Genomic DNA, 24,495 nt, shown 5'->3' on the forward strand with positions numbered 1-24,495 from the left:
CCTACGACTCGGCCCGCCCTCGACCGCACGAACCTAGCGGCCTTGGACCTTGACCAAACACATAGGGGCACCCCCCCGCTGACCGGTCACGGCTGGCAGTCCGTCGGTGCCTGGCAGAGCCACCTGGTCTCCGCCGAAGAGGGACGCAGGCTCTCCGGAGCGCTGCGGGGTGCGCTGGAGGAGGCGCGAGCCCTGCTCCGGTGATGAATCCAGTGGTCCCGCCGTGACCGGCCGTCCACCTTGGCCCGATGGCGACCCAGGTGATCATCCTCAACGGCGGCTCCAGCTCCGGGAAGTCCGGGATCGTGCGGTGCCTGCAGTCCGTGCTGCCCGACCAGTGGCTGGCGTTCGGCTGCGACTCGTTCGTCGACGCGCTGCCCGCGAGGATGCAGGGTGCCGACGGCGGGATCGAGTTCGCCGACGACGGCAGCGTCCATGTGGGCGGGGAGTTCCGCGCGCTGCAGGCGGCCTGGACGGAGGGCGTGGTGGCGATGGCGCGTGCGGGCGCCAGGATCATCATCGACGATGTCTTCCTGGGCGCCGCGGCATCACAGGAGTCCTGGCGCGAAGCGCTGGGCGACGTACCCACGCTGTGGGTCGGCGTCCGGTGCGACCGCACGGTCGCGGCCGGCCGTGAGATCGCGCGCGGGGACCGCACCCCGGGAATGGCCGCGCTGCAGGCGGAGACGGTCCACGAAGGCGTGCGCTACGACGTCGAGGTGGACACCACGCACACCGAGTCCCTGGCCTGCGCGAAGCGCATCGCCGCGCACGTCGGCTGAGCGCCCGCCCGGAACCTTCCGTACAAGGCGGCTCCGTATGAGGCGGCTCCGTATGAGGCGGCGCGGGCGGATGCCGTGGCCGGGAGTCGGCCCCCGCCCGCGCCGCGGCATCTCAGGTCGTCCACACCACCGACTGCAGCTCGCTGTAGGCCGCCAGTGCGTACGAACCGCAGTCGCGGCCCACGCCCGACTGTTTGAAGCCGCCGAACGGGGCCTCCATGTTGCGGCCGATGGTGTTGATGCCCACGCCGCCCGACCTGAGCCGGCGACCGACGCGGAAGGCGCGGGCCACGTCGCCGGACCAGACGTACGAGAGCAGCCCGTAGTCGCTGTCGTTGGCGAGGCGGACGGCCTCTTCCTCGTCGTCGAAGGGGACGACGACCACGACCGGGCCGAAGATCTCCTCGCGGACGATCCGCATGTCGTTGGTGCAGTCCGCGAAGAGGGTCGGGGCGACGTAGAACCCCTTGTCCATCGCGGGGCGTTCGCCGCCCGCCACGAGCCGGGCGCCCTCCTTCTTGCCCAGCTCGATGTACGACTCGATGCGGTCGCGGTGGGCCGCCGAGATCACCGGGCCGACCACCGTGCCCTGCACCGCCGGGTCGCCGACCTTCATGAAGCCGATGTACTGGACCAGTTTTTCCAGGAGTTGCTCGTAGACCGAACGGTGGGCGAGGACGCGCGTCGGGGCCGTGCAGATCTGGCCGCTGTAGAAGGCGTACGTCGTGCCGATGCCCATCATCGCCGCGTCCAGGTCCGCGTCCTCGAAGACGATCGCGGCGCCCTTGCCGCCGAGCTCCATGAGCTGGCGCTTCATGCCGCGGCCGCACACCTCGCCGATCGCCTGGCCCACGGAGGTCGACCCCGTGAAGCTGACCATGTCGACATCCGGGGAGTCGACGGCCGCCTGGCCCACCTCCACCGCCGTACCGGAGACCACGTTCACAACGCCCGGGGGCGCACCGGCCGCCTCCAGCGCCTCCGCCATCTTGTAGACGGACAAAGGGTCCTGGGGCGCCGGCTTCACGACGACCGTGTTGCCCATCGCGAGCGCCGGGGCCACCTTGCCCGCCGGGTTCGCCCAGGGATTGTTGTACGAGGTGATGCAGGTGACGACCCCGACCGGCTGGCGGACCTCGAGCGCTCCGAACGCGCCCGCCTTGCCCATCGGGCCCGCCTCGTTGATCTGCGGCGGCAGCGCGTGCTCGACGGGTTCGAGGGCCCCCTTCGCGTACCGCTTGAAGCGCGCCGTACCGACGGCGACCTGCATCCCGCGGGCCGTCCCGGTGGTCGCACCCGTCTCGGCGCGCGCGAGTTCGGCGAACTCGCCCACGTGGTCCTGGATGTAGTCCGCGGCCTTCTGCAGCACGGCCGCCCGCTCCTCGGGCGTCGTCCGCGACCACGTATCGAAGGCCTCGCGCGCCTTCGCGGCCGCCTCGTACACCTGCGCGCGGGACGCCTCGGGGGCGAGCCCGACGACCTCCTCGGTAGCCGGGTTGATCACTTCATAGTGGCCGGCATCGGGCTCGACCCACTCGCCGCCTATGAACAGGCGCTGACCATCGGTCACTTCGTGCTCACCGTCCTGGTGTCCTGGCCGGAACGCAGGACCTTGCCGGGTACGGCACCGGTCACCACGTCCTCGCGGATGGCCTCGACACCGTTGACCCAGACGGCGTTGATGCCGATGGCCTTGGAGTCGAGGCGGGGGCTGTCGCCGGGCAGGTCGTGGACCAGCGTGGCCTTCCCTGCGGCGATCTTCTCGGGGTCGAACAGGACCAGATCGGCGAAGTAGCCCTCCTGGATCCGGCCGCGGTCGATCAGACCGAACAGCTGGGCCGGGTCGTCAGTGAGCATCTTCACCGCCTTCTCCAGACTGGTCAGCTTGCGCCCGCGCAGACAGTCACCGATGAAGCGGGTGGTGTACGGGGCTCCGCACATACGGTCCAGATGGGCGCCGGCGTCCGAGCCGCCGAGCATGATGTCCTCGTGCTCCCAGGCCTGCTTGCGCAGCTCCCAGGAGGCCGGGTCGTTGTCGGTCGGCATCGGCCAGAGGATGGTGCGCATCTCGTCGTTGGCGCAGATCTCGACCAGGCACTGGAAGGCGTCCTGGCCGCGCTCGGCCGCGATGTCGTTGACGATGCGGCCGCTCAGGCCCTCGTTCTCCTTCGAGTACGTGTCCCCGATGACGTAGCGGCCGAAGTTGGCGAGCCGCCGGAAGACGCCCGCTTCCTTGGAGTCGGCGCGCTTGAGCATCTCCGCGCGCACCTCGGGGTCCCTGAGCTTCTCGATGCGCTCGGGGATCGGCAGGCCGAGGATCTCGCCCCAGCCGGGGATGAGGTTGAGGGCGCAGAACGTGCCGAGCGACATGTTCATCGGCGCGAGGATCGGCATGGTCAGGGCGACGATCCGGCCGCCGGCCTTGCGGGCGCGCTCGGAGGGGATCAGCTGGCGCGGGACGCGTTCGGGGACGGCCGCGTCGATGGTCAGGACGTTCCAGTTGAGCGGGCGGCCCGCGGCGGCGCTCATCTCCACGAAGAGGTCGATCTCCTCGTCGCTGAACTGGTCGAGGCAGCCCGCCACGATCGCTTCCAGCTGTGTGCCCTCGTGCTCGCCGACGGCCTTCGACAGGGCGAGGAGTTCGGCCGGCTTCGCGTGCCGCGAGGCGACCGGCTTTCCGTTGCCGTCGGAGTGCGTGGAGGACTGGGTGGTCGACAGGCCCCACGCGCCCTCGTCCATCGCGGTGTGGAGGAGGTCCAGCATCTGCTGCATCTGCTCCTCGGTGGGCTGTCCGCCCACTGAGTCCTCACCCATGACGTAGCGCCGTATCGCACAATGCCCCACCATGAAACCGGCGTTGACGGCGATACGGCCGTCGAGGGCGTTCAAGTAGTCCCCGAAACTGGACCAGTTCCAGGGCGCGCCCTCCTCCAGGGCCACCAGGGACATGCCCTCGACCTTCGACATCATCCGGCGCGTGTAGTCCGCGTCCTCGGGCCGCGCGGGGTTGAGCGGCGCGAGCGTGAAGCCGCAGTTGCCGCCGGCGACCGTGGTGACGCCGTGGTTGAGGGACGGGGTGGCGTACGGGTCCCAGAAGAGCTGCGCGTCGTAGTGGGTGTGCGGGTCGACGAACCCGGGCGAGAGGATCTTGCCGGTGGCGTCCTCGCTGGTCCGCGCCTCCTCGGTGATCGTTCCCGGCTCGGCGATCACGGCGATCCGGCCGTCCCGGATCCCCACGTCCGCCGCGCGTGCGGGGGCGCCGGTGCCGTCGACTACGGTCGCGCCCTTGATCAGGTGGTCGAGCATGACGGTTCCCTTCGGGTGCGGTGCGTTCTTGCGTACGTACGTGGGTGTGCTGAGGGCTTACGTGGCTGTGCCCGGCCGGGACCCGCCCGGTGTGGCCGCCACCGTGCGGGAACCCGGCCGGGTTCGTACGGAGTGATGCGGTCCGGGAAGACGCACCACCCCGCTCTCCCGTACAGCCGGCGTGCTGCCTATGCCGCCTGCCGGAACCTCGTGGTCCGGTGCACCGGATCGGTGTCGATCTTCGGGATCACGTGCTCGCCGACGAGCTTCAGCGTGGTCAGCACCTCCTCCTTGGGCACTCCGACCGGGATGCCGAAGCTGAGCTGGTCGGCCCCGGCCTGCTCCCAGCGCTTGCACTGCTGCAGCACCTCGTCCGGATCGCCGCAGACCAACAGCTCTTCCTGGATGAGCAGTTCGACGATCTCCTCGTTGAACTCGGGCAGCATCTCCGGCCAGACGGGCAGGCCTTCGGGCTTGGGGAAGGTGTCGTGGTAGTAGAAGACGAGCGACTGCAGCCGGTTGAGGCCGCCGTTGATCGCGATCTGGACGGCCTTCTCATGGGTCTCGGCGCAGATCGCGGTGGTCGTCACCATCACGTTGTCGTTGACGAAGTCACCGACGGGCTCGGCCTCGGTGATGGCGCCCTTGTACTGCTCCAGGACCCACTCCATGTCCTGTACGCGCTGCACACTGAAGCCCAGGACCCCGAGCCCCTTCTTCGCCGCCATCGCATACGAGGTCGGGGATCCGGCCGCGTACCACATGGCCGGATGCGACTTCCCGTACGGCTTGGGGAAGACCTTGCGCGGCGGCAGCGACCAGTGCTTGCCCTGGAACCCCTCGTACTCCTCCTGGAGGAACATCTTGGGGAACTCCGCGATGGTCTCCTCCCACATCTCCTTGGTGGCGTTCATGTCGTCGATGCCCGGTAGGAAGCCGAGGATCTCGTGCGAGCCGGCGCCGCGTCCGGTGCCGAACTCGAAGCGCCCCTTGGAGAGATGGTCGAGCATGGCCACCTTCTCGGCGACCTTGACCGGGTGGTTGACCGCCGCGAGCGGGTTGAAGATGCCGGAGCCGAGGTGGATGCGTTCGGTGGCGTGGGCGAGATAGCCGAGGAAGACCTCGTTGGCGGAGAGGTGCGAGTACTGCTCGAGGAAGTGGTGCTCCGAGGCCCAGGCGTATTTGAAGCCGGACTTGTCCGCCTGGATGACGTACTCGGTCTCGTCCATCAGGGCGTGGTGCTCGGCCTGCGGATCGACGGCCCGTCGGGTGTCGGGCACGTAACCCTGCACGAATATCCCGAATTCCACGGAGGTTCACCGTCCTCGTGTTGGTCGTCCTCATCGGTGTCCGGCGCGGCGTCGCATTCCGGCGCGGCGTCGCTCTGTGACGCGGCGTCGCTCTGCGACGCGGCATCGTTCTGCGACATGGCGCCGTTTTCTGACGCATCGTCAGATCGGGCGCTTCGAACTGTTCCACCACCTGACGGGACCGTCAATACTGACGGCCCGTCAGGAAGCGGCTTCAGATGACGCTCACCCCGGCGAGCCACCCGCCGTCCACGACGAACGGCTGCCCGGTGATGTACGCGGAGTCGGGCCCTGAGAGGAACAGCGCCAGGTCGGCCACCTCCTTGGCCTTGCCCACGCGGCCGAGCGGCACGAGCTTGCGGTACAGCTCGTCGAGCGCGGCGCTCATCTCCTCCTGGTCGACATCCGGGTCGAGCTGGGCGGGGTTGGACATCGGGGTGTCGATCGCGCCCGGGCAGACCGCGTTGACCCGGATGTTCATGCCGGCCAGCTCCAGCGCGGCGACCCGCGTGAGCCCGACGATCGCGTGCTTCGTGGCGGCATACGTGCCGACCGCGCCCATGCCGGTCAGGCCGGTGTACGAAGCGGTGTTCACGATTGTGCCGCCGCCGGCCTCGCCGATCACCGGCGCGACGGTCTTGATGCCGAGGAACGCGCCGACCTGGTTGACCTGGACGACGGTCATGAACTCTTCGAGCGGGGTGTCGACCAGGGCGTTGAACCGCAGGATGCCCGCGTTGTTGATCAGCCCGTCGACCTTGCCGAAGGCACCCTTGGCGGCCGCGACGGCGGCCTGCCACTGGTCCTCCTGGCTGACGTCGAGGTGCACGTAGATCGCGTCGTCGCCGATCTCCTTGGCGACCGCCTGGCCCTGGTCGTCGAGCACGTCGGCGAGCACGACCCGCGCGCCCTCCGCCGCGAACAGCCGGGCCTCCTGCTCGCCCTGGCCGCGCGCGGCACCGGTGATGAGTACGACACGTCCGTCGAGCTTGCCCATGTGGGGTCTCCTTGTTCGGGATTCCGGAGGAAAGAGTGCGGCGGCTTCGAGAAGCTCAGTCGTTGAGCAGCGGCGCGACCTCCGCGCCGAACGCCGCCATCTGGTCCGTCAGTTCGGCGCGGCTGCGGTTGCGGAAGCGGACCTGGATCTGCTGGACGCCGATCGCCTTGAACTCCCGCAGTGACTCGGCGAGCGCCTCCGCCTTGCCCGTGAGCGTCCACTTGCCGGTGTCCCAGTCGGGCTCACCCACGTACAGCGGCTCGGCGATGGCGCCGATCACGACCGGCTCCTCGATCCCTGCCGCTTCCCGCAGCTGCTTCAACTTGGCTATCTGCGCGGGGAGCTTGGTCCGCGGATCACCCTGCGGCAGCCAGCCGTCCCCCTTGGTCGCCGCCCTGCGCACCGCCGCCGGGGAGGAGCCGCCGACCCAGAGCGGCACCCGCTCCTGCGCCGGGCGCGGCCGCTGCCCGAGCCCGCTGAACGAGAAGCGCTCACCCCGGTGTTCGGGGAACTCCTCCTGCCCGAGCGCGGCCTTCAGCGCGTCGACGGTCTCGTCCAGTACGCGGCCGCGCCCGGCGAAGTCGACTCCGATGGCGTCGAACTCCTCCTCGACATGCCCCGCACCGACGCCGAGGATCAGCCGGCCCCCGGAGAGATGGTCGAGCGTCGCGTACGCCTTGGCGGTCACGAGCGGATGCCGCAGACCCACGATCCCGACGTGGGTGAGCAGCTGCACGCGCTCGGTCACGCCGGCCAGGAAGGAGAGCGTGGCGACCGGGTCGTACCAGGTCGTGCCCATCGCACCGGCGAGGCGGCGCGGGATGGCCACATGGTCGCAGTTGGCGATGTAGGCGAAGCCGGAACGGTCGGCGGTGCGCGCGATCTCGACGAGATCCGCCACGGTCGCGTCCGGCTCCCAGGCCTCGGCGAAGATGGTGCTCTGCGACTGGATCGGGAGCTGCATCCCGTACACCAGCCGCCCCTGTTCGTACGTCGTGCCGGGTTGGTGCGCCATGCCGGACTCCCCTTATCTGACGAACCGTCACGTCCAGGTACCGGCACATCGTGGTACCTGACGGTTCATCAGACAAGAGCGGGGACAACAGCCGGGTCCGGCTGGGCCCCCGCCGGGGCCCAGCCCACCTCAGCCGGACGCACCTCGGCGACTCGACCGTTCGGCGACTCGACGGATCGGGGGCTCGGCGGCTCCGGACTCGACCGCTCTGCGACTCGACAGGTCGGGGGCTCGGCAGCTCCGGGGCTCGACCGCTCGGCGACTCGACAGGTCGGGGGCTCGGCGGCTCCGGACTCGACCGCTCTGCGACTCGACAGGTCGGGGGCTCGGCGGCTCCGGGGCTCGACCGCTCGGCGACTCGACAGGTCGGGGGCTCGACAGCTCCGGGACTCGACCGCTCGGCGACTCGACAGGTCGGGGGCTCGACAGCTCCGGGACTCGACCGCTCGGCGACTCGACGACTCAGCCGAGCAACGACTCAGCCCAGCAACGCGTACACGGTGCTGGCCCGCGCCGCCGCCTCCCTCTCCCCCTCCGCCGTCATGGTGATGTCGGCGAAGGCCATCCTGCGGCCGAGCTTGGTGATCCGCGCCGCCACCAGGACATCGGCGTCGACGACCGCGCGCTGGAAGCTGGTCGACTGCTGCACCGTCGTCATCGGTACGAATCCGTCGCGCGCCGCCGCCACCGCGATCACGGTCGCCGTGTCCGCCGCGGCCATCAGCGCCTGCCCGGACATCCCGCCCCCTTCACGGGCGAGCCGCGCCGACCACGGCAGCCGCAGCACCGCGTGCCGCTCGCCGGTCTCGACGACGGTGAGGCCCAGGTCGAGGACCCAGGGGGCGAAGTTGGCGGCGAGTACCTTCTCGGCGTCCGCGGGAGTGAGAGTCATGCGGAGGTTCTCCCCTGCGCCCGGCGGCGCAGAACCTCCGCATGCTCACTCCCTGCCCACGGAACCCGCGGAACCCGCGGGGCCTGCCGGGCCTGCCGGCCGCCGAGCCGCCGGGCCGCCGAGCCCACGCAACCCACCGACTGAGGGGTGTGGCGGCCGGAGCTGTGCACGCTGGTGCCCGGACAGTCCCCGCCCACCCGGGGGCCGAAGCCCTTCTCAGGCTACCGAGCCCCACTGACAACCACCCCCACAGCCACCGCCCCCGCCGCCCTACACCTTGGGCGCCGACGGCCCCCAGAGCCCGTCCTCCGTGAGCCCGAGCAGCTTGATCGCGTTCCCGCGCACCAGCTGGTCGACCACATCGGGCGCCAGGTGCCCCATCTGCGCCTCGCCGACCTCCTTCGACTTGGGCCAAGTCGAGTCGGAGTGCGGGTAGTCGGTCTCGTACAGGACGTTGTCCACGCCGATGTCATCCAGGTTGCGCAGCCCGAACGCGTCGTCGAAGAAGCACCCGTAGACATGCTCGGCGAAGAGCTCCGACGGCGGCCGGTGCACCTTGTCCGCGACACCGCCCCAGGCCCGGTTCTCCTCCCAGACCACGTCCGCGCGCTCCAGGATGTACGGGATCCAGCCGATCTGGCCCTCCGCGTACATGATCTTGAGGTTGGGGAAGCGCTCGAACTTGCCGCTCATCAGCCAGTCGACCATCGAGAAGCAGCAGTTGGCGAAGGTGATCGTGGAGCCGACGGCGGGCGGGGCGTCCGCGGAGGTCGAGGGCATCTTCGACGAGGAGCCGATGTGCATGGCGATGACCGTGCCGGTCTCGTTGCACGCCTCAAGGAACGGGTCCCACTCGTCGGTGTGGATCGACGGGAGGCCGAGGTGCGGAGGTATCTCGGAGAAGGCGACGGCCCTTACCCCGCGCGCGGCATTGCGCCGCACTTCCTCGGCGGCAAGTCGCGCGTCCCACAAGGGGATCAGGGTCAGCGGGATGAGCCGGCCCTTGGCGTCGGGCCCGCACCACTCCTCGACCATCCAGTCGTTGTACGCGCGCACGCCGAGCAGGCCGAGTTCGCGGTCCTTGGCCTCGGTGAAGGTCTGGCCGCAGAAGCGCGGGAAGGTCGGGAAGCAGACGGCGGACTGGACGTGGTTGACGTCCATGTCGGCGAGCCGCTCGGGCACGCTGAACGATCCGGGCCGCATCTGCTCGTACGTGATGACCTCGAGCTTGATCTCGTCGCGGGAGTAGCCGACGGCCGTGTCGAGTCGGGTCAGGGGGCGGTGCAGGTCCTCGTAGACCCACCAGTCGCCTATCGGCCCGTCGTCTCCGGGTGCGCCCATCACCGGTGCGAACTTGCCGCCGAGGAAGGTCATTTCCTTCAGGGGCGCTCGTACGATCCGGGGGCCGATGTCCTGGTACTTGGACGGGAGCCGGTCCCGCCAGACGTTGGGGGGCTCAACCGTGTGGTCGTCCACCGAGATGATCTTCGGGAAGGTCTCCATGTTCACCACGGTAGCTGGTATCTGACGGATCGTCAGCTCTCTGGACGGGGCATCCTTTGGGGGTGGGCGTTCAAGAGTCGGGGGCTCCGCCCCCGGACCCCCGGGGCCAAGTGTGGTGGGCGTGGATGTTTTTGGGATGTGAGCTAATCGCGGGTGTGGGGGCTGCGCCCCCACACCCCGCCAAGGCAGACTGGTCCAGGCGACTCCCGCCCACCTGACGGGAGTTACCCAAATCGGGGCATAACAGGGGCCAGGGGGACCACGATGGACGGTGTACCGCGCGTGCCGGCCCAGCGGCGCCCGGGGGCCGCGTCGCAGGGACAGGCGCAGGCGCAGGGCAGTTCACGACAGCCGGGGGCACCGGGCGTCACGGTGGCACCGGACGTCACTGGAGCGCCGGGCGTCACGGAGGCACCGGACATCACGGGAGCACCGGAAGCACCTGAAGTGTCAGAAGTGTCAGAAGTGTCAGAAGCACCGCAAATCACGACACCGCTCCAGTTCGGCCTGCTCGGACCCGTGCGCGCCTGGCGCGGTGGTGATCCGCTGCCGACCGGGTCGCCGCAGCAGCGCGCCCTGCTCGCGGCGCTGCTGCTGCGCCAGGGGCGCACGGCCACGGCGGCCGAGCTGATCGATGGCATCTGGGGCGAGGAGCCGCCGTCGCAGGCGCTGGCCGCGCTGCGTACGTATGCCTCCAGGCTGCGCAAGATCCTCGGCCCCGACTCCCTGGCCAGCGAGGCCGGCGGCTATGCGATCCGGTACACGGGCGACGCGCTCGACCTCACCCTCGCCGAGGAGCTGTGGGCGGAGGCCGAGCAGGCGCGCGGCGCGGGCGATCTGTGCCAGGCGCGGGCGCTGATCAACAAGCTGCTGGGCCTGTGGGACGGCGAACCGCTCGCCAATGTCCCCGGCCCGTACGCGCAGACACAGCGCGCCCGGATCGAGGAGTGGCGGCTGCAGATCCTCGAGGCCCGCCTCGACATGGACCTGGAGCAGGGCTGCCACGCGGAGGCCGTCTCGGAGCTGACGGCGCTCACCGCCGCGCACCCGCTGCGGGAGCGGCTGCGCGAGCTGCTGATGCTGGCCCTCTACCGCAGCGGACGCCAGGCGGAGGCGCTCGCGGTGTACGACGACACGCGCCGCCTCCTCGCCGAGGAACTGGGCGTCGACCCACGCCCGGGTCTCGCCGAGCTGCACCAGCGAATACTCCAGGCGGACCCGGGCCTCGCGGAACCGGCGGCGCCGTTGGCGCAGCCGGCGGCCGCGTCCGTGAAACCCGCCCAACTCCCGGCCACGGTCGCCGACTTCACGGGCCGCGCATCCTTCGTGACGGAGCTCAGCGAGGTGCTCTCGACGGCCGAGGGCAGAGTCATGGCCGTCAGCGCCGTCGCAGGCATCGGCGGAGTCGGCAAGACGACCCTCGCCGTACACGTCGCGCATGCGGCCCGGGTGTACTTCCCCGACGGACAGTTGTACGTCGACCTGCAGGGCGCAGGCCCTCGGTGCGCGGAACCCGAAACGGTTCTCGGGGCCTTTCTGCGAGCGCTCGGCACGCCCGACTCCTCGATTCCGGAGACGCTGGACGAGCGGGCGGCGCTGTTCCGGTCGGTGCTCGACGGGCGGCGGGTACTCGTGCTCCTCGACAACGCGCGCGACGCGGCGCAGGTCCGCCCGCTGCTGCCGGGCGCTCCCGGGTGCGCGGCGCTCGTCACCTCCCGCAACCGGATGGTGGACCTCGCGGGCGCCCACCTGGTGGACCTGGATGTGATGTCCCCGGAGGAGGCGCTCCTGCTCTTCACGCGGATAGTCGGCGAGGAACGTGTCGCCGCCGAGCGCGAGGCTGCACTCGACGTCGTCGCGGCCTGCGGATTCCTGCCGCTGGCCATCCGTATCGCCGCATCGCGCCTGGCATCGCGGCGTACCTGGACCGTCTCGGTCCTCGCGGCCAAGCTCGCCGACGAGCGAGGACGGCTGGACGAACTACGGGCCGGCGACCTCGCCGTCACGGCCACCTTCGAGCTGGGCTACGGGCAGCTGGAGCCGGCCCAGGCCCGGGCCTTTCGGCTGCTGGGCCTCGCGGACGGCCCCGACATCTCGCTGGCCGCGGCCGCGGCCGTCCTCGACCTGCCGCAGGACGAGACCGAGGACCTCCTCGAATCCCTGGTGGACACCTCTCTCCTCGAATCCGCAGCGCCCGGCCGCTACCGCTACCACGATCTCGTACGCCTCTACGCGCGTTCCTGCGCCGAGCGCGACGAGCAGCCGCCGAGCGAGCGGACCGCCGCCCTGTCACGGCTGCTCGACTTCTACCTGGCCACCGCCGCTGCGGTGTACGCGATCGAGCGCCCGGGCGATCGCCTGGTGGACCACCTCTCGCGCACGGGTGGCTCCGGGCTCCGCTTCAAGGACCGCGGCAAGGCCCTGGACTGGCTGTTCGCCGAAGCAGGATGCCTGCTGGCCTGTGTGCAGCAGTCCGCAGGTGGCGGCATGTCCCGTCGGGCCGCGGATCTCCTGATGGCAGCGGTGGACCTGGCCGAATCAGGCGTCAACGCACGCAGGTACGAGGCGGCGGCCGTCGCGGTGGCGGACGCGGCCGCACTGTCGGGGGACGCTCCGGCCGAGGCCCGCGCCCGCACGTTTCTCGCCCATGTGCTCAGCGTCGGCGGAAGGTTCGGCGAGTCGGAGCGAGCAGCCGTCCGCGCCTATGAACTCGGCCGGACCGTCGGTGACCCGGTCGTGCTCAGCCGGGTGCCCAACCAGCTGGGCATCATCGCCCTCTACCAGCACCGGTACGAGGAGGCGCAATCCTGTCTGCGCGAGGCCATCTCCGCGTTCCGCGCCGATTCCAACGCGCCGGGCGAGGCCAGCGCGATGTGCAACCTGTCGCGGGTGCAGCTGGAGCTCGACCAGACGGAGAGCGCCGTCGAGCTCGCCCGCCAAGGCGTGCAGATCTATGCGGACCTCGGTGCGCTGCTGCGCATTGCCAATGCCCGGTACGCGCTCGGTATGGCGCTCACCCGCGCCGGCCGCCCGGCTGAGGCGCTGGCCGAACTCACCGGTGCATCAGGCACCTTCCGCGAGAGCCGACAGCCGTTGTGGGAGGGGATGGTCCACTACCGCATGGCGGAAGCCCATCTCGCCGCCGGCCGTCCGGCCCAGGCCGCGGCCCACGCGGAGCAGGCCATGGCGCTGCGCGGAATCGGTGGGGAGTGGCGGCGCGGAACCATGCTGACGGTCCTGGGCCGGGCGCTGTCCGGCATCGGGCAGACCGTGCGCGCCCGTGCCTGCTGGTACGAAGCCCTCACGCTCTTCGAGCAGTTGGGCTCGCCGGAGACGGCTGAGGTCAAGGAGCTTCTGTCCACGGTCGCGGCCGCGTAGCAGGGCCCGGACAGGCCGTTCATCAATCGTTTATCGCCGCGCGGGACTCTTTGGGGGTCGATCCGTCGCGTCGGGGGGCAGACGGATCAACCACAGAGCCGCGCACTAAGGTGAGCGGCCCATTGCCAACCGTCCGGCGGTCCTCGGGGGAGTCGCCGGACGGTTGGCGTCACCGTCCGTACTCAGGGGAGCCACGCACATGAGCGACGAGAAGACCACCGAGCCCGTCATAGCCCAGCCGGACGACGAGCACGCAAGCGCGCCCAAGCCGCTGGACGAGCACGCCAGTTCGCCGAAGCCGACCGATGAGCACGCGAGTGCGCCGTCGCCGCAGGACGAGCACGCGAGCTCCGAGGAAGTCTAGAAACTCACTCCTTACGGGGGATCGGCCGCGGCAGTGCGGAGGGGGAGCCCACTGCCGCGGCCGACGCATTTCCGGAGAAAGCGCACAGTTCACGCCAATCTATGGCGTGAACACTTCAATCTGTCGCACTCCAGTTCGTATTCGCCCTAGCCTCCTTGCCGTTGGAGATCCGCAACGAGCCAGGAGCCAGGATGAACCGCGCAAAGAAGGTCGCCGCCACCCTCGCCATCGCCACCGTGTTCAGCGGTATCGCGGGCCCCGCCTTCGCCGACGAGCACGCGACCATCGTCACGCCGCTGGACAGCCACGCGGGCGCCACGCCCCTGGACAGCCACGCAGGCACCGCACCCCTGGACAGCCACGCAGGCGCCACGCCGCTCGACAGCCACGCAGGCTGACCCGACCAGCACTCCACGCGCGAAGGCCCGGGCACACCGCCCGGGCCTTCGCGCGCCCCCGGCACCCCCTCACCCGGCAAGGAACCCCTCGATCAACTCCAGCCACCGCGCGGGCTGTTCAGCGAACGGCAGGTGCCCCGTGGCGAGTTCGGCCACGCGGGCACCGGGAATCGCCGCCGCGAGCTCCCGCTGGAGCGCCGGCGCGACCAGCTCGTCCTGCGCGGTGACGATCACGAGCGTCGGCACCGCGATCGCCGCGAGTTCCCCGCTCACGTCGGCCCGCCGTACGAGGTCGACCTGGGCGCCGGTGCCCGCCGGGATCGTGGGCGCCACCTGCGCGACAGCGTCCTGGACCTGCTGCGGCGCAAGGGAGTTGAGGGCAGGGGCGCTGAACGCGAGCAGCGTCAGGTACTGCGCGAGCAGCTCGTGCCGGCCCGACGCATGGAGCTCCTGCCAGATCCTGGCGGCCAGTTCGGTACGGGTGTCCGCACGCGCGAAGGTGGCGCTGAGAACCAGCGCGCGCACACGCTCCGGGTGGCGCACGGCCGCCCGCACCGCCACCGGACCGCCGAGCGAGTAGCCGGACAGGGCGAAGGTGTCGAGGCCTTCGGCGTCCGCCGCCGCGACCAGCTGGTCCGCCAACTCGTCCAGCGACAGCGGATGTCCGGCAAGCGGCGTGTCCCCCGCGCCCGGATAGTCGACGCCGACCACCGTGTGCCGGGCCGCGAGCCCGTCCAGGATCGGACCGTAGTTGGCCTCGATGCCGCCCCCGGCGCCATGCGCGAGCAGCAGCCCCGGGCCGGAGCCGCGAACCGTCCGGGCATAGAGGCCGGACGGAGCGGACCGAGCGGACTGACCGGGCTGAGCGGACTGACCAGCCTGGGCGGGCTGAGCAGGCTGAGCGGACTGGGCGGGCTGGCCGGACCGAGCGGAAGCGGACTGGCCGGGCTGAGCAGGCTGAGCGGACTGGGCGGGCTGGCCGGACCGAGCGGAAGCGGACTGGCCGGGCTGAGCGGACTGTGCGGTGGTCATGGCTCTCTCCTGGATCACAGGCTGCTTTAGCGATCGCTAAAGGCCGACGAGCCAGACCGTAACAGAGCATCTTTAGTGACCGCTACAGATCCCCGGGTACGATGCCCCCATGCCACCGAACCGCGCACCCGAAAGCCCCGGGCGCTCCCCCGAGGCCTCTCCGCACCGCGCCCATCACCGCTCCCGCCGCGCCTTCGACCGGGACGAGGCACTGGCCGTGGCACTGCGGGAGTTCTGGACGTACGGCTACGAGACGACCTCGATCGCCTCGCTCACCAAGGCCATGGGGATCAACCCGCCCAGCCTGTACGCGGCCTTCGGCGACAAGCGGCAGCTGTTCGGCGAGGCGGTGCGGCTCTACCGGCGCGGGCACGGGCGGCAGCTGCCGGACGGCCCGGACGCGCGGTCCGCGATCGAGGAGATGCTGCACCACCTCGCCGCCGACTACACCGACCCCTCCCATCCGCCCGGCTGCCTGATCATCACGGCGGCGGCGAACTGCGGACCCGGTGCACAGGAGGTGAAGGCCGAGCTGCGCGCCTTGCGCGAGGCGACCAAGGAGGCGATCGCGGTACGGATCCGGCGGGACGTCGAGGACGGACGGCTGCCGGCGGGCACGGACGCCCAAGCGCTCGGCACGTTCTACGCGGCGGTCGTCCAGGGCATGAACCAGCAGGCCTGCGACGGGGCGTCGCAGGAGGCGCTCGAGTCGGTCGCGGCGGCGGCGATGCGGGCCTGGCCCCGGGACTGAGCGCGCGAGACCGAACGCGCCCGCCCTCCCCCACGCACCCGCCGCGCCATCCCGTCACCCCCGCGCTCCCCTGCGCACCCGCCCCGAAATCCCATTGCCCCCGCCGCCCGCGCCCATCAGGATGCCCTGATGACCTCACGCATCCGCCACATCACCATCGACAGCCACAACCCCTACAGCCAGGCCCAGTTCTGGGCCGAGGCGCTCGGCGGGAAGCTGAGTGACGAGGACAATCCGGGGGATCCCGAGGCGATCGTCGAGCACGCAGGGGACACGATCCTGTTCGTGACCGTCCCCGAGGGCAAGACGATCAAGAATCGCGTCCACCTCGACATCCAGCCCACCGACCGCACCCGCGACGAAGAGGTCGAGCGGCTGATCGCGCTCGGCGCGACGCTCGCGAGCGACATGCGGCGGCCGAACGGCAGGGGCTGGCAGACCCTCTGCGACCCCGAGGGCAACGAGTTCTGCGTCGAGCCGAGCCAGGCCGAGATCGACAGGATCCGCGCCGCGCAGGCCGACTCCTAGCCACCCGGCCCGCAAAGCCCTCACCCGCCCGCGAAGCCTCTGCCCGGCCCGCAGGCGCTTGCCCACCCCCGAAGCCCCCCGCCCCGCCGGCGCTCGCCCGCGCACCTGCCCCTACCCCTGCCCCCGAAGCTCCGTCTTCAGGACCTTCCCGCTCGCGTTCCGCGGCAGCTCGCTCACGAACTCGACCTGTCGCGGGACCTTGTAGTTGGCCATCTCGCGCCGGGACCAGGCGATCAGATCGTCCGAGGTGAGCGTCGACCCGGGGCGCCGTACCGCGTACGCCTTGCCGACCTCGCCCAGGCGCGCATCCGGCACGCCGATCACCGCGACGTCCGCGATGTCCGGGTGCAGGCCGAGCAGTTGCTCGATCTCGGCCGGATACGCGTTGAACCCGCCGACGATGAACATGTCCTTGATCCGGTCGGTGATCCGCAGATTCCCGGCCTCGTCGAGCAGCCCCACGTCCCCCGTGCGCAGCCAGCCGTCCGCCGTGATGGCCTTCTTCGTCTCCTGGGGGTCCTCGAAGTACCCCCGCATCACGTTGTAGCCGCGGACCAGGACCTCCCCCGGTTTGCCCACGGGCAGCGGATCCCCGGCCGGGTTGACGATCCGCACCTCGGTGTCGGGTATCGCCCGCCCCGAGGTCGCCGAGATCGTCGCGGCCTCGTCGCCGCGCCGGCACATGGTGACGATCCCGCTGGCCTCCGAAAGGCCGTACGCCGTAAGGACGGTGGCGATCCCGAGCTCGGTCCGCAGCCGCTCGACGAGTTGCAGCGGGACCACCGCCGCGCCCGTGACGACGAGGCGGAGGGCCGACAGATCGTGCTTCGAGCGGGCCGGGTGGTCGAGCAGCGACTGGTGGAGGGTGGGCGGGCCGGGCAGCACCGAGATGCGTTCCGCGGCGATGTTCGCGAGCACCGTGTCCACGTTGAACACGGGCTGCGGGATCATCGTCGCGCCGCGCGTCAGACAGGCGATGATGCCCGCCTTGTAGCCGAAGGTGTGGAAGAACGGGTTCACGATCAGATAGCGGTCGCCCTCGCGCAGCCCGGCCAGCTCGCTCCACACGTCGTAGCAGCGCAGGGTCTGGGCGTGGGTGATGACCGCGCCCTTCGGGCGGCCCGTCGTGCCCGAGGTGAAGATGATGTCCGAGGGCGAGGAGGGCTCGATCCCCTCCGCGCGCGCCGAGACCTCCGCCGCCGGGACCGCGTCCCCACCGGCCAGGAAGTCCTTCCACGTACGGAAGTTCTCCGGCGCATCGTCGGAGAGGACCACCACCTGCTCGAGGTGGGGCAGGGCGGGCAGCGGACCGGTGCCCGTGCCCTCCGCCGTGGCCCGCCGCAGCGAAGCCACGTACGAGGTGCCGAGGAAAGTGCCCGTGATGAAGAGCAGCTTGGCGCGCGAGCGGCCCAGGACGTACGCGGCTTCGCTGCCCTTGAAGCGGGTGTTCAACGGGACGAGCACCGCACCGGCGGACACCGCGCCGAGCGAAGAGACGATCCAGTCCAGGGAGTTGGGCGCCCAGACCGCCACCCGGTCACCGGGTTCGACCCCGCTCGCGATGCAGGCGGCGGCCGCGCGTTCCACGCGCTCGCCGAGTTCCGCGTAGGTGATCCGGGTGCGGCCGTCGACCACCGCCTCGAGGGACGCGTACTGCCGGGCCGCCGCGCGCACCAGGCCCGGCACGCTGCCCCACTCGAGGTCGCCGCGCATGACGTGCTCTTCGCCGCGTACAACCTGCTCGTTCCCGCGCATCGCAAGCCCTCCCACCGCAGTAGCTGACTATCCGTCAGATTAGCTGTAGCCTTCCCCGCTGTCAGCAGGGATGCAGGCGGTTGATCTCGGAGGTGGCCATGGCCGCGGCGGCACTGAAGGACGCTACAGCGATAGTCGGGATCGGCCAGACCCCCTTCGCGAAACAACTACCCGAGTCCGAGAAGACGTTGGCCTGCCGCGCGATACTCGCCGCGCTCGCCGACGCGGGGATCGACCCGTCCGAGGTCGACGGCTTCGCCTCGTACACGATGGAGGAGACCGACGAGGTCGAGATAGCCAAGTCGATCGGCGCGGGCGATGTCACCTTCTTCTCGAAGGTGGGCTACGGCGGCGGCGGTTCCTGCGGCACGCTCGCCCATCTCGCCTCCGCGATCGCGACCGGGCAGGCCGGCGTCGGCGTCGCCTGGCGCTCGCGCAAGCGCGGCTCGGGACCGAGGCCCTGGAAGAACACGGCAGTTCAGCTCCCGACGCCCGGCCAGTGGACCCGCCCGTACGGGCTCCTTCGGCCGGCCGACGAGATCGGCATGCTGACCCGGCGCTACATGCACGAGTACGGCGCGACCCGCGACCACCTCTTCAACGTCGCCCTCGCCTGCCGCAACCGCGCCAACCAGAACCCGGCGGCGCAGATGTACGAGCGCCCCATGACCCGCGAGTCGTACATGACGGCCCGCTGGATCAGCGAGCCGCTCTGCCTCTTCGACAACTGCCTTGAAACGGACGGCGCGTTGGCTGCCGTGGTCGTCTCCGCCGAGCGGGCCCGCGACTGCCGCCAGAAGCCCGTCTACCTGCACTCGGTCGCCCAGGGACTGCCCGCACAGCACCACGGCATGGTCAACTACTGGAACGACGACCCGCTGTCCGGACCGGCGTGGACCGCGGCCCGACAGCTGTGGAAGCAGGCCGACTTCGGGCCCGAGGACGTCGACGTGGCCCAGATCTACGACGCGTTCACGCCGCTGATTCCCTTGTCGTTGGAGGGCTATGGGTTCTGCGGACGCGGCGAGGGCGGTGCGTTCACCGAGGGCGGCGCCCTGGAGATCGGCGGCCGCCTGCCCATCAACACCAGCGGCGGCGGGCTCTCCGAGGCGTACGTCCACGGCTTCAACCTGATCACCGAGGGCGTCAAGCAGCTGCGCGGCACCTCCACCGCCCAGGTCCCCGACGCGGCCACCTGCCTGGTGACCGCGGGCGAGGGCGTCCCCACGTCGGCCGTACTCCTGAGGAGCTGATCCCATGTCCGACACCCTGCTCACTCCGGTCGTCGACGACGACGGCGCGCCCTTCTGGGAGTACACCGCGCAGGGCGAGCTGCGCATCCAGGCCTGCGCGAACCCGGACTGCGGCGAGCTCCGCTTCCCGCCGCGCCCCTGCTGCCCGCACTGCCAGTCCTTCGACAGCGAGTGGCGGCGCATGAGCGGCAAGGGCCGCATCTGGTCGTACGTCCTGCCGCACCCGCCGCTCCTCCCGGCCTACGCGGAGATGGCCCCGTACAACGCGATCGTCGTGGAACTCGCAGAGGCCCCGCGCATCCGCCTCGTCGGCAACCTCGTCACCGAGGCGGGCGCACCACTGAACTCCGTCGATCCCTCCCGTCTGAAGATCGGGGCGCGGGTGCAGGTGGTGTTCGCCGAGATCGGCGACTTCACGCTGCCGCAGTGGGTCCTGGAGCGCTGAGCCGATGTCCCTGCGCGTGGAGTGCGACAAGGAGACCAGGGTCGCGGTCGTGACGCTCGACCGACCCGAGAAGCACAATGCGATCGACCTGGCGACGGCCGGTGAACTGAGCGCGCTCTGGCGGCAGTTCAGGTTCGACGAGACCGTACGGGCGATCGTGATCACCGGCGCCGGCGAGAAGGCCTTCTGTACGGGGATCGACCGGGACGTGGAGGTGCCGCAGCCGCCCTCGCCGTACGCGATCGACGAGCCGATGAGCGCGATCGGGCCCAAGGCCTGCGATCTGTGGAAGCCGGTGATCGCGGCGGTCAACGGGATGGCCTGCGGCGGGGCCTTCTATCTCCTCGGCGAGAGCGAGTTCATCGTCGCGGACGAACGGGCCACCTTCTTCGACCCGCATACGACCTACGGCATGGTCAGCGCGTACGAGGCCATCTACATGGCGCAGCGCATGCCCTTCGGCGAGGTCGCGCGGATGTCCCTGATGGGGACGGCCGAGCGGATCTCCGCGCGGCGGGCGTACGAGACGGGCCTGGTCTCCGAGCTGACAGCGCCGGGCGAGGCGGTGGCCGCGGCCGTGGCAGCGGCCGAGGTCATCGCGTCGTATCCGCCCGTGGCCGTCGAGGGCACGGTCCGCGCGGTCTGGGCGGCCTCCGCCCCGGCCCGGGCGGCTGCGGTGGCGCAGGCCGGGCTGCTGATCGGGCCGGGGAATCTGCCGGCGGAGGAGCAGGCGGGACTGTTCGGAAAGCGGCAGCGGGGGTTCCGGCTGCGGTGACCCTCAGACCCTGGTGCGCTCCTTCACCGTGAGCGCGCACGTCGCACCCTTGGTGTCCGGCGCCGGATGCTGCTGCATCGTGACGCCTCCGTCCTGCGTGGTCTTCGGGGCCACGGAGTCGAACCCCTCATAGGCGCTGTACAGGACCCGGCCGTCCTGACCGGTGACCTCGACGCCGTACCAGTAGGAGTACGTCGCGCTCGGGCTGTCGTTGGCCGCGCGCACCCGCACCACCGCCTGCCCCTTGGTGAGCTTGCAGGACACGATGCTCAGATCGTCGCCGGCGGGCTTGCTGCCCTGCCCGCTCGTCGTACTGCCGCCCGTGGTCGTGGTGCCGTCGGTCGTCGCGCCGCTCGTGCCGGAGTCGCCGCTGTCGCCGCTGTCGTCGGATTTGCCGACGCTTCTGGAGTCGGCGGACCCCGAGGAATTGTTGTCGTCGCAGCCGCCGCCGCTGGAGTGGCGTGCGCCGGTGAGGGCGATCAGCGCGACTGTCACGACGGCGACGGCGCGGACATGGCGGATCTTCATGGCTGACAGGGCCCCCGAGGTGTGCAGCGAGCGCCGCGCTCCCCGGCACGGCCGCGCGCCACAGTAACAGCGCCTCCGGGGCGCCCCTGAGGCGGCTGTGCCCGGTGGTGGGACCCGGTCGTGCGGCGTAGCGTCGGGAGGGAGAGCGCCGCATTTGCCGGGTTTGGGAGGTAACCGATGAAGCGTCTCCGCAACGTTCTCGGATCGCTCCTCGCTCTCATCGGAGCGGCGGCCGTCGTCTGGAGCCCCTTCCGTGCCTGGTACGACGGCCGTCTCGGCCGCGATTACCGCATCGACGAGCTGTTCTCGGCGGACGGTGTCACGGACGACAAGGCGCAACTGTTCGGCTCGCTGTTCCTGCCGTTCCTGTTCGTCGCGGTGGTGACGCTGTGCGGCGTGGCGCTGCGCTCCCGGCTGATGCTCGCGGTCGCGGGCATCGTGGCGATGGGCTTCGCGATCCTGTGGATGGTCCGGCTGGGCCAGGCCGAGGGCTCCCTCACCGTGGACGGCGACGGGAACGGTCTCGACATGGGGGCGGCGAACGCGCTCGTGGGCGGGGCGATGATCCTGCTGGGCTCGCTGGTCATGTCGGGCCGCTCCCGGCGGGTCCGTCCGACGCCGGAGCCGGCGCCCGCCTCTACGGTGCCGACTCTGGACGATCCGTCCTCGTTCGACGCGTTCGGGGATCGGCCGTCGTCCGGTGCATACGGGGACCGGCCGTCGTCCGATGCGTACGGGGACCAGCCGTCCTCGGCGCCGCCCGCGGAGGGCCCGCCGCCGTGGCAGTCGGATCCGGCGCCCCAAGCGGACGTTCCGCCCGCGGACCAGGGCGACAGCCCGCCGCCCCCGGCCTGGCACAAGCCTCCGGGCCAAGGGTCCTGATCCCAGCCCCTGCGGCGTTTGAGCAGATCCGAGCGGAGCTCGGATGCGGGGGTCCGGGGGCGGAGCCCCCGGTTTCGGGAAGGGGCGGGGCGGGGAGAAAAGCCCGCCGCAGCCGCACCCGACCCGCACCCGAGAAGCAGCCGCCGCACCCGAGGACCTAGCTCACCGAGACGTCCCCGTCCCCTTCACCGCATCCAGCGCATACACGCAGCGATCCTTGCTGCACGCGTACACCACACCCGCCTGCGCGACTGGCGCCCCCGTGATCTCCCCACCCGTGGCCAGCTTCCAGCGGAGCTGGCCGCCCGCCGCGTCGAGGGTGTAGAGGCAGTGGTCGGCCGAGCCGAAGTGGAGGCGGCCCTCGGCCGCGACCGGGGAGCCGATGACCTCGCCGCCCGCCTGGAAGCGCCACTTGGGCGTGCCCGTGACGGCGTCGAGGGTGTAGAGGCCGTTGCCGGCGCCCACGTGCACATGGCCGGAGGCGACGAGCACCGGGTCGATCGACGACCGGGACTCCGTGGCGATCCGCCAGCGGTCGCGGCCGTCCTTGGCGTCCAGGGCGTACACCGTGCCCAGGTAGTCCGCGAGGTAGACCCCGCCGCCGGTGACCGCCGCACCCGGCGCGTACGCGGGCGGCGACAGGAACACCGCGGGAGCCTCGAAGTGCCACCTGACCTGGCCGGACGTGATGTCGATGGCGAGCACGCGGGTGCCGGCCGCGATGTACACCGCGCCGTCCGACGCGGGCGTCAGACGGACCGGGACGCCGCCGCAGGAGGCCGCGTCGCCGATCGGGTACGACCAGCGCTCGACGCCCGTACGGGCCTCCACGGCCAGCAGCCGCGCGTCCTTCCACAGGAACACCGTGCCCTCGTGGACGAGGGGCCCGGCCTCCGGTGTCTCGAAGTCGGTCTGCGTGCCGGTGATCTCCCAGAGCTTCTCGCCGTTCGCGGCCTCGTACCCGTGGACGGTCCCGCCGCGCAGCCCCGCGACGACCGTGCCGCGGTCGGCCTTGAGCGCGTACACCCAGGCGTCCGTGGGGAAGCGCCACAGGTCCGTGCCGTCGGCCGCGTCGAGCGCGAAGAGCGTGGGCCCGTCGGAGGCGTGGATACGGCCGTCGGTGATCGTCATCGACCAGGCCACGTCACGGGTCTTGAACTGCCGCCGCCCGGTGGCCACATCGAGCGCGTGCACCTCGAAGGACGTGACGTACACCCGGTCGCCGACGACATGCGGCGTGCCCCAGACGTCGTTCGACATCCGGAAGCGCCACGGCCGCCAGGCCGCAGGTTCGACAGGCGGCACAGGAGCGGCGGGCTCCGCGCCGTTGACCGCCGCCGACCGCGACCAGGACGCCGCGAGCGCCGCCTCGGGCGCGCCCACGCGCTTGTCCGCCTCGCGCCGCGCGTCGGCCACCCGGGGCCCGGGCCCGATCGGCACCGGCGCACCCGGCAGCCGCACGGGCGAGGGGTCGGGCTCGGGCCCGCGGCGCCAGGCCTCGTCCCAGTCGTCACCCCGCGCCGGCGCGGGACGCGGTGGCTGCGAGGGCTGCGGCGGTACGCCACGGCCGCCGCTGCGTCCGGAAGCGGGCGTCCGCACCGGCGGGCGTCCGCCGCGGCGGGCCTCGATCAGCGCGGTGGCACGATCGGGCAGCCAGGCCGATGCCGTACCGGAGTCGTCCGAGCCGGACGCGAACAGATGCGGGGCGAGCTGGGCCTGGAGGTCGGCGGGGCTGGGCCGCATCGCCGCTTCCATGTGCATGCAGTCCAGGATCAGCGGCCGCAGCTCCTCGGGGAGCCCGTCGAGGTCCGGGCCCTCGCGCAGCAGCATGAAGACCGTCTCGACCGGGTTCGCACCGTGGAAGGGTGCATGCCCGGTCGCGGCGAACACGAGGGTCGAGCCGAGCGAGAAGACATCGCTCGCGCCGGTGACGGACCGCGAGTCCTTGGCCTGCTCCGGCGACATGTAGGCGGGCGTGCCGACGGCGACGTTCGTCATCGTCAGGCGGGTGTTGGAGACACCGGAGGCGATACCGAAGTCGATGACGCGGGGGCCGTCCTCGACGACGAGCACATTGGACGGCTTCAGGTCGCGGTGCACGAGGCCCGCGCCGTGGATGGACTGCAGCGCCTCGGCGATCCCGGCGGCGAGCCACCGTACGGCCTGGGCGGGCAGCGGTCCGCACTCGTTCACTATCTCTTCGAGCGAGGGCGCGGGCACATAGGCGGTGGCGAGCCACGGCACGGCGGCGCGCGGGTCGGCGTCCACGACGGCCGCGGTGTAGAACCCGGAGACCGCACGGGCCGCCTCCACTTCGCGGGTGAAGCGGACACGGAAGAGCTGGTCCTCGGCGAGCTCGGTCCTGACCGTCTTGATCGCCACGCGCCGGCCGGAGGCCGAGCGTGCGAGATAGACCAGACCCATGCCGCCGGCACCGAGCCGGCCGAGCACCTCGAACGGCCCGATCCGGCGCGGATCGTGCTGCGTCAGCTGCTCCACCACTTGCCTGCCACCTCCCCGTAACTGACCGTGGGACACCACCGAGCCGACGGACTCGTGCCCATCGTCAGCGTCTCACCACCGAGCCGCCCTGGCGGCACG

Annotated in this window: 21 protein-coding genes and 1 pseudogene; 11 read left to right on the forward strand and 11 right to left on the reverse strand. The window is 71.1% G+C overall.

Going from position 1 to position 24,495, the window contains the following annotated elements; genetic code table 11:
- Positions 1 to 204: hypothetical protein (locus tag H9Y04_RS27825; RefSeq protein WP_214661689.1), on the forward strand; the 204-nt coding region annotated here is incomplete at its 5' end.
- Positions 205 to 248: 44 nt separating this feature from the next.
- Positions 249 to 782, forward strand: a complete 534-nt coding sequence (gene cpt / locus H9Y04_RS27830; protein ID WP_187816816.1) for a chloramphenicol phosphotransferase CPT — start codon at positions 249 to 251, stop codon at positions 780 to 782.
- A gap of 112 nt (positions 783 to 894) precedes the next feature.
- Here cpt and H9Y04_RS27835 read toward each other — a convergent pair whose 3' ends face one another.
- The 7 genes from H9Y04_RS27835 to H9Y04_RS27865 form a co-directional block, all read right to left on the reverse strand.
- Positions 895 to 2,352, reverse strand: coding sequence for an aldehyde dehydrogenase family protein (locus tag H9Y04_RS27835; RefSeq protein WP_187816817.1), 1,458 nt, complete (start codon positions 2,350 to 2,352; stop codon positions 895 to 897).
- Positions 2,349 to 4,088 carry an N-acyl-D-amino-acid deacylase family protein gene (locus tag H9Y04_RS27840; RefSeq protein ID WP_187816818.1) on the reverse strand — a complete coding sequence of 580 codons (1,740 nt, stop codon included), beginning with the start codon at positions 4,086 to 4,088 and terminating at the stop codon, positions 2,349 to 2,351. The genes H9Y04_RS27835 and H9Y04_RS27840 overlap by 4 nt, the downstream gene beginning before the upstream one ends.
- A 188-nt stretch (positions 4,089 to 4,276) precedes the next feature.
- Positions 4,277 to 5,398, reverse strand: coding sequence for an LLM class flavin-dependent oxidoreductase (locus H9Y04_RS27845; protein WP_187816819.1), 1,122 nt, complete (start codon positions 5,396 to 5,398; stop codon positions 4,277 to 4,279).
- A gap of 214 nt (positions 5,399 to 5,612) precedes the next feature.
- Positions 5,613 to 6,395: an SDR family NAD(P)-dependent oxidoreductase gene (locus H9Y04_RS27850; protein ID WP_187816820.1), complete on the reverse strand. Its 783-nt coding sequence runs from the start codon at positions 6,393 to 6,395 to the stop codon at positions 5,613 to 5,615.
- 55 nt (positions 6,396 to 6,450) lie between these two features.
- Positions 6,451 to 7,410, reverse strand: coding sequence for a TIGR03619 family F420-dependent LLM class oxidoreductase (locus tag H9Y04_RS27855; RefSeq protein ID WP_187816821.1), 960 nt, complete (start codon positions 7,408 to 7,410; stop codon positions 6,451 to 6,453).
- Between the two features lie 478 nt (positions 7,411 to 7,888).
- Entirely contained in the window at positions 7,889 to 8,302 is a 414-nt protein-coding gene (locus H9Y04_RS27860) for a PaaI family thioesterase (RefSeq protein ID WP_187816822.1), read from the reverse strand.
- Between the two features lie 270 nt (positions 8,303 to 8,572).
- Positions 8,573 to 9,805, reverse strand: a complete 1,233-nt coding sequence (locus H9Y04_RS27865) for an amidohydrolase family protein (RefSeq protein WP_187816823.1) — start codon at positions 9,803 to 9,805, stop codon at positions 8,573 to 8,575.
- A 420-nt stretch (positions 9,806 to 10,225) separates the two neighbouring features.
- Here H9Y04_RS27865 and afsR point away from each other — a divergent pair, with 420 nt between their 5' ends.
- From afsR to H9Y04_RS27880, 3 genes are all read left to right on the forward strand, one after another.
- Positions 10,226 to 13,183, forward strand: a complete 2,958-nt coding sequence (gene afsR / locus H9Y04_RS27870) for an SARP-family global regulator AfsR (RefSeq protein WP_438818161.1) — start codon at positions 10,226 to 10,228, stop codon at positions 13,181 to 13,183.
- A 199-nt stretch (positions 13,184 to 13,382) separates the two neighbouring features.
- A complete protein-coding gene (locus H9Y04_RS27875) occupies positions 13,383 to 13,547 on the forward strand; it encodes a hypothetical protein (RefSeq protein ID WP_187816825.1) in 165 nt (54 codons plus the stop codon).
- 191 nt (positions 13,548 to 13,738) lie between these two features.
- Positions 13,739 to 13,945 (forward strand): hypothetical protein, encoded by a 207-nt coding sequence (locus H9Y04_RS27880; protein ID WP_187816826.1) that lies wholly within the window; start codon positions 13,739 to 13,741, stop codon positions 13,943 to 13,945.
- A gap of 69 nt (positions 13,946 to 14,014) precedes the next feature.
- On the opposite strand, the gene H9Y04_RS27885 is transcribed toward H9Y04_RS27880, so the two are convergent.
- Positions 14,015 to 14,977: an alpha/beta fold hydrolase gene (locus tag H9Y04_RS27885; protein WP_187816827.1), complete on the reverse strand. Its 963-nt coding sequence runs from the start codon at positions 14,975 to 14,977 to the stop codon at positions 14,015 to 14,017.
- Positions 14,978 to 15,086: 109 nt separating this feature from the next.
- On the opposite strand from H9Y04_RS27885, the gene H9Y04_RS27890 reads away from it, so the two are divergent.
- The gene (locus H9Y04_RS27890; protein ID WP_187816828.1) at positions 15,087 to 15,728 is read left to right on the forward strand and encodes a TetR/AcrR family transcriptional regulator; all 642 of its coding nucleotides are present in this window, start codon (positions 15,087 to 15,089) and stop codon (positions 15,726 to 15,728) included.
- A 129-nt stretch (positions 15,729 to 15,857) separates the two neighbouring features.
- Positions 15,858 to 16,220, forward strand: a pseudogene (locus tag H9Y04_RS27895) (VOC family protein); the annotation flags it as partial.
- 147 nt (positions 16,221 to 16,367) lie between these two features.
- On the opposite strand, the gene H9Y04_RS27900 reads toward H9Y04_RS27895, so the two are convergent.
- Complete coding sequence (locus H9Y04_RS27900) at positions 16,368 to 17,969, reverse strand: FadD3 family acyl-CoA ligase (RefSeq protein WP_187817074.1); 1,602 nt, start codon at positions 17,967 to 17,969, stop codon at positions 16,368 to 16,370.
- 140 nt (positions 17,970 to 18,109) lie between these two features.
- On the opposite strand from H9Y04_RS27900, the gene H9Y04_RS27905 reads away from it, so the two are divergent.
- From H9Y04_RS27905 to H9Y04_RS27915, 3 genes are read left to right on the forward strand one after another with little or no spacing between them, the layout of a single operon-like run.
- Entirely contained in the window at positions 18,110 to 19,264 is a 1,155-nt protein-coding gene (locus tag H9Y04_RS27905; RefSeq protein WP_187816830.1) for a lipid-transfer protein, read from the forward strand.
- Positions 19,265 to 19,268: 4 nt separating this feature from the next.
- Positions 19,269 to 19,709 carry a Zn-ribbon domain-containing OB-fold protein gene (locus H9Y04_RS27910; RefSeq protein WP_187816831.1) on the forward strand — a complete coding sequence of 147 codons (441 nt, stop codon included), beginning with the start codon at positions 19,269 to 19,271 and terminating at the stop codon, positions 19,707 to 19,709.
- A 4-nt stretch (positions 19,710 to 19,713) separates the two neighbouring features.
- Positions 19,714 to 20,484 (forward strand): enoyl-CoA hydratase/isomerase family protein, encoded by a 771-nt coding sequence (locus tag H9Y04_RS27915; RefSeq protein ID WP_187816832.1) that lies wholly within the window; start codon positions 19,714 to 19,716, stop codon positions 20,482 to 20,484.
- A 3-nt stretch (positions 20,485 to 20,487) separates the two neighbouring features.
- On the opposite strand, the gene H9Y04_RS27920 is transcribed toward H9Y04_RS27915, so the two are convergent.
- Entirely contained in the window at positions 20,488 to 21,012 is a 525-nt protein-coding gene (locus tag H9Y04_RS27920; protein WP_187816833.1) for a hypothetical protein, read from the reverse strand.
- 177 nt (positions 21,013 to 21,189) lie between these two features.
- Here H9Y04_RS27920 and H9Y04_RS27925 point away from each other — a divergent pair, with 177 nt between their 5' ends.
- The gene (locus H9Y04_RS27925) at positions 21,190 to 21,894 is read left to right on the forward strand and encodes a hypothetical protein (protein ID WP_187816834.1); all 705 of its coding nucleotides are present in this window, start codon (positions 21,190 to 21,192) and stop codon (positions 21,892 to 21,894) included.
- A 162-nt stretch (positions 21,895 to 22,056) separates the two neighbouring features.
- On the opposite strand, the gene afsK is transcribed toward H9Y04_RS27925, so the two are convergent.
- Positions 22,057 to 24,396: a protein serine/threonine kinase AfsK gene (gene afsK, locus H9Y04_RS27930; protein WP_187816835.1), complete on the reverse strand. Its 2,340-nt coding sequence runs from the start codon at positions 24,394 to 24,396 to the stop codon at positions 22,057 to 22,059.
- Between the last annotated feature and the right edge of the window lie 99 nt (positions 24,397 to 24,495).

It is taken from the genome of Streptomyces polyasparticus (genome assembly GCF_014493765.1).
GTDB lineage: Bacteria > Actinomycetota > Actinomycetes > Streptomycetales > Streptomycetaceae > Streptomyces > Streptomyces polyasparticus.